The sequence below is a fragment of the Peptoniphilus hominis (ex Hitch et al. 2025) genome (assembly GCF_040096015.1).
Lineage (GTDB): Bacteria > Bacillota > Clostridia > Tissierellales > Peptoniphilaceae > Peptoniphilus_A > Peptoniphilus_A hominis.
Genome location: NZ_JBBMFO010000048.1, coordinates 1 through 5,324 on the forward strand (window position 1 = coordinate 1; position 5,324 = coordinate 5,324).

At 34.8% G+C, this 5,324-nt stretch carries 6 protein-coding genes; all 6 read left to right on the forward strand.

Annotated elements, in window-relative coordinates; translation table 11 throughout:
* The first annotated feature begins 104 nt into the window (after positions 1 to 104).
* Positions 105 to 749, forward strand: a complete 645-nt coding sequence (locus WMO19_RS09410) for a hypothetical protein (protein ID WP_349171595.1) — start codon at positions 105 to 107, stop codon at positions 747 to 749.
* Complete coding sequence (locus tag WMO19_RS09415) at positions 737 to 1,345, forward strand: hypothetical protein (protein ID WP_349171597.1); 609 nt, start codon at positions 737 to 739, stop codon at positions 1,343 to 1,345. Before WMO19_RS09410 ends, WMO19_RS09415 begins: the two co-directional genes overlap by 13 nt.
* A gap of 192 nt (positions 1,346 to 1,537) precedes the next feature.
* Positions 1,538 to 1,951, forward strand: coding sequence for a 30S ribosomal protein S12 (rpsL, locus tag WMO19_RS09420; protein ID WP_019124174.1), 414 nt, complete (start codon positions 1,538 to 1,540; stop codon positions 1,949 to 1,951).
* A 92-nt stretch (positions 1,952 to 2,043) separates the two neighbouring features.
* On the forward strand, positions 2,044 to 2,514 hold the full coding sequence (gene rpsG / locus WMO19_RS09425; RefSeq protein ID WP_019124175.1) for a 30S ribosomal protein S7: 471 nt from the start codon (positions 2,044 to 2,046) through the stop codon (positions 2,512 to 2,514).
* A 15-nt stretch (positions 2,515 to 2,529) separates the two neighbouring features.
* Positions 2,530 to 4,605, forward strand: a complete 2,076-nt coding sequence (gene fusA / locus WMO19_RS09430) for an elongation factor G (protein ID WP_349171599.1) — start codon at positions 2,530 to 2,532, stop codon at positions 4,603 to 4,605.
* An 18-nt stretch (positions 4,606 to 4,623) separates the two neighbouring features.
* Positions 4,624 to 5,324: GTP-binding protein (locus tag WMO19_RS09435; protein ID WP_349171600.1), on the forward strand; the 701-nt coding region annotated here is incomplete at its 3' end.

Genomic DNA, 5,324 nt, shown 5'->3' on the forward strand with positions numbered 1-5,324 from the left:
ATTATCAAACTCCATTTGAATTATTTTTACATGAACTTAGTTTAATTTAGGTGTCGCACTTTTATTTGCAATTCATCATTAATAAAAGATTTTGAGGTGAATTAATGAGTGACTTAACTCTATATGTTTTAGTGGCAATTTTTACATCAGCCTTAGTCACTTTTGATTACATAAGAGAAAATAAGAAAGAAGAAAAAGATTCTGAGAATGACATAATATATTCCTTCCTAATAACAAATTTTTTAATCTTAGAATATTATTTTAAAGTTTGTCAAAATCTTGGGCTTACAATTCTTGTCAGCGCCTTTGTTTATTTTGTGATTTGGGTTATTTATAAACTTTACACAGAGAGCAAAAGGGGAAAGAAGTTATTGGAAAATAAAAATGAGCCTAAGTGGAGGGTTTTATTTATTTCCATATCTTTTATATTAATAGCAAGCCTTAGCTTTTTAAAATTAAAAAATGGGGATATTATTTTTGGATACAATAAAAGTGACTTTCGAAAAATTTTAATAATTTCAACTCTTTTTTTAACCTACATTAAAATAATTTTAGACCTGAGAGTTTTAAAAAGTATTTTATTTGAAAGAGATGTTTGGAGAAGAGCTTTTATTATTTCAGAGATTATCTTGCTTTTAATATTGGCTTTAGGAAGTGCTTACAACATAAAAAATATAAGTCGTTTTGATTTTTATTTAGAAAGAGAAAATTATCAAGAAATATCAGGAGAGGAATCATGGAATCATTAATTTTATTATTTTTTATACCAGCCATACTTATATCTTCAATAATTCCATTAACTTATAGATATAAAGAAAAAAGAGGAATAGAAACTGAAAGTAGCACTATAGTGGAAAACTATATATATGCTTTTACTATGGTGTCTTTTTGGATTGGCATTGTTTTTAGTCAAAAAAAGCTATATATCTATTTTGCAATTTTTGGCCTTGTGGCATATTTTGTTTACAGAACTTACACAGAAGATATTTTGAAAAATAAGTACAAAGACGATCCAAGACTTTATAAAATAACGACAATTATTGCTCAGGCTACTCTTATAATATATCAACTAATATTTTTTATGACACTTGAAGATGGTCATAAAATCAATTACTTCGCAAAAAACGAATTTTTAATAGTTTTGTCATGCTTTGTGTTAGTTATATTATGGCTTAGCTACTATTTATCAAAAAAATCACTATCTAAAATTTTTGTGGAAAAGGACTCTTACAGAAAAGTTTTTATTACTCTGCAAATTTTATTTATTATAATTTTTACAGGATTTACAATCTATAACATTATAAACATCAATAGATTTGATTTTTATCTCGACAGATTAATGTAATTTTTAGTAAAAATTTCAAAAAAATAAAAATAATTTTAAAAAATATGATGAATTCGCTAATTTCTCATATTTTTTATTGACTTAATGATTATCTAATGATAAAATTGATGAGTATTTGAGACGGAAAGACTACCTAAGACTGGGTAGTCTTTGAAATGTCCAATACTATTATTAAAACAGGAGGTGCAATTAATGCCTACAATTAACCAATTAGTAAGAAATGGTAGAAAGAAAATTCACAGTAAATCTAAATCACCAGCTCTTGATGTAAACTATGACACACTTAAAAAAGTTGAAACTGAAGTTAATTCTCCACAAAAAAGAGGAGTATGTGTTGCAGTAAGAACAGTAACACCTAAGAAACCGAATTCAGCTCTTAGAAAAGTTGCCAGAGTTCGTTTGACAAATGGATACGAAGTTATGGCTTACATTCCAGGAATCGGACACAACCTACAAGAACACAGTGTTGTTTTAATCCGTGGTGGAAGAGTTAAGGATTTACCAGGTGTTAGATACCATATTGTAAGAGGTACTCTTGATACAGCTGGAGTAACTGATAGAAAGCAATCTAGATCTAAATATGGTACTAAGAAACCTAAAAATTAATAGAATTTTTTACGAAAATTTATAGATTTTTGGCTTACGGGCTCAACCTGAGTACCAATGAATCGACTGAAAAATAGTTAAGGAGGGAAGTTATGCCAAGAAAAGGACATATCCAAAAACGTGAAGTTATGGCTGATCCAATGTACAGTGATGTAGTTATCACTAAGCTTATAAACAATGTTATGCTTGACGGTAAAAAAGGTACTGCTCAAAGAATTGTTTATGGAGCACTTGAAACAATTGCAGAACAAACTGGAGAAGACGCACTTGAAGTATTTTACAAGGCACTTAATAATGTAATGCCTGTACTTGAAGTAAAGGGAAGAAGAATAGGCGGTGCTACTTACCAAGTTCCAATGGAAGTTAGACCGGAAAGACGCCAAACACTAGGACTTAGATGGTTAGTTAGATATGCAAGAGCTAGAGGCGAAAAGACAATGCACGAAAGACTTGCAAAAGAAATCCTTGATGCATCTAACGGACTAGGCGGAAGCGTTAAGAGAAAAGATGAAATGCATAGAACAGCAGAAGCTAACAAGGCCTTTGCTCACTATAGATGGTAATAAGGGGAGGAATTTATGGCTCGCGAAATACCATTAGAAAAATATAGAAATATTGGTATTATGGCCCATATTGATGCTGGAAAGACTACTACTACTGAACGTATTCTTTTCTACGCTGGTAAGATTCACAAAATCGGTGAAACTCACGAAGGTGCAGCACAAATGGACTGGATGGAACAAGAACAAGAAAGAGGTATCACAATTACTTCTGCAGCTACTACTGCACACTGGAAGGGCTACAGACTTAACATTATCGATACTCCGGGACACGTTGACTTTACAGTTGAAGTTGAAAGATCTCTAAGAGTACTTGATGGTGCTGTTGCACTTTTTGATGCAAAAAGTGGTGTAGAACCTCAATCTGAAACTGTTTGGAGACAAGCAGACAAGTATCATGTTCCAAGAATTGCTCATATTAACAAGATGGACGTTACTGGTGCTGATTTCTTTAGATCAGTTGACACTATTGACAAGAAATTACATGGTAACCCAATTCCAATTCAAATCCCAATGGGAGCAGAAGATACTTTCATTGGAATGATTGACCTTGTTGAAATGAAGGCAGAAATTTACAAGGATGAACTTGGTAAGGAAATCGAAATTACAGATGTTCCTGAAGAATATTTAGACAAGGCAAATGAATATAGAGATAAATTAATTGAAAAAGCTTCTGAATTTGATGAAGATTTAATGATGGCTTATCTTGAAGGAGAAGAAATCGACAAGGAACTTCTTAAAAAAGCAATAAGAAAGGGTACTCTTGCAGTAGAAATCACTCCAGTATCTTGTGGTTCTTCTTACAAGAACAAGGGTGTTCAACTTCTTCTTGATGCTATAATCGACTACCTTCCATCACCACTTGATGTACCTTCAATTGATGGTGTTGACTTAGATGGAAATGAAGTTCAAAGACACTCTTCAGACGATGAACCTTTCTCAGCACTTGCATTTAAAATTGTAACTGACCCATATGTTGGTAAACTTGCATACTTTAGAGTTTACTCTGGAGTTCTTCAAGCTGGTTCTTATGTAATGAACTCAACTAAGGGCAAGAGAGAAAGAATCGGAAGAATTCTTCAAATGCACGCCAACAAGAGACAAGAAATCGAAGAAATCCATGCAGGAGAAATCGCTGCAGCTGTAGGTCTTAAAGACACTACTACTGGTGATACTCTTTGTGATGAAAAGAATCAAGTAATTCTTGAAAACATGGAATTCCCAGAACCAGTTATCTCTGTAGCTATTGAACCAAAGACAAAGGCTTCTCAAGATAAGATGGCTCTTGCCTTAGCAAAACTTGCTGAAGAAGATCCAACTTTCAGAACATATACTGATGATGAAACTGGTCAAACAATTATCGCAGGAATGGGTGAACTTCACCTTGACATAATTGTTGATAGACTTTTAAGAGAATTTAAGGTTGAGGCAAACATTGGTAACCCTCAAGTTTCTTATAGAGAAGGTATTAAGAAGGCAGCTGAAGGCGAAGCTAAATATGCTCGTCAATCAGGTGGTCGTGGACAATATGGTCACGCTAAGATTAGAATTGAACCTAATAAACCAGGTGAAGGCTTTGTATTTGAAAACGGCATTGTTGGTGGTGCTATTCCTAAGGAATTTATTGGACCAACTCAACAAGGTATTGAAGAAGCACTTCAATCAGGTATTATCGGTGGATACGAAGTACTTGATGTTAAGGTAACTCTTTATGATGGATCTTATCACGAAGTCGACTCTTCTGAAATGGCATTTAAGATTGCCGGTTCTATGGCAGTTAGAGATGCCCTTGCAAAGGCAGACCCAGTACTTCTTGAACCTATGATGAAGGTTGAAGTTACAACTCCTGAAGAATACATGGGAGATGTAATCGGAGACATCAACTCAAGAAGAGGAAGAATGGAAGGCATGGAACTTGTAGCTGGAGCTCAAATCGTTACAGCTTATGTACCACTAGCAGAAATGTTTGGTTACGCAACTAGCCTTCGTTCAAACACACAAGGAAGAGCTAACTACTCAATGCAATTTGATCACTACGAAGAAGTACCTGCATCAATAGCTGAAGAAGTAGTTGGAGATAAAAAGAAAAACTAATAATTAGGAGGATTAATAATGGCTAAAGCAAAATTTGAAAGAAATAAACCACACGTAAACATTGGAACAATCGGTCACGTTGACCACGGTAAGACAACTCTTACAGCAGCAATCACACTTGTAATGAACAAGAGATACGGCGGCGGAGAATTCGTAGACTACGCACACATTGATAAGGCACCAGAAGAAAGAGAAAGAGGAATCACAATTTCAACATCTCACGTAGAATACGAAACACCAAACAGACACTACGCTCACGTAGACTGCCCAGGACACGCTGACTATGTAAAGAACATGATCACAGGAGCAGCACAAATGGACGGTGCTATCCTAGTAGTATCAGCAGCAGACGGACCAATGCCACAAACAAGAGAACACATTCTACTAGCTCGTCAAGTTGGTGTACCAAAGATTGTAGTATTCCTAAACAAAGAAGACCAAGTAGATGACCCAGAACTAATCGAATTAGTAGAAATGGAAGTAAGAGACCTACTTTCAGAATATGACTTTGACGGAGACAACACACCAATCGTAGTAGGATCAGCACTAAAAGCCCTAGAAGATCCAGACGGAGAATGGGGAGATAAAGTAGCAAAACTAATGGAAGAAGTAGACGCATACATTCCAACACCAGCAAGAGACACAGAACACCCATTCCTAATGCCAATAGAAGACATCTTCTCAATCACAGGAAGAGGAACAGTAGCAACAGGAAGAGT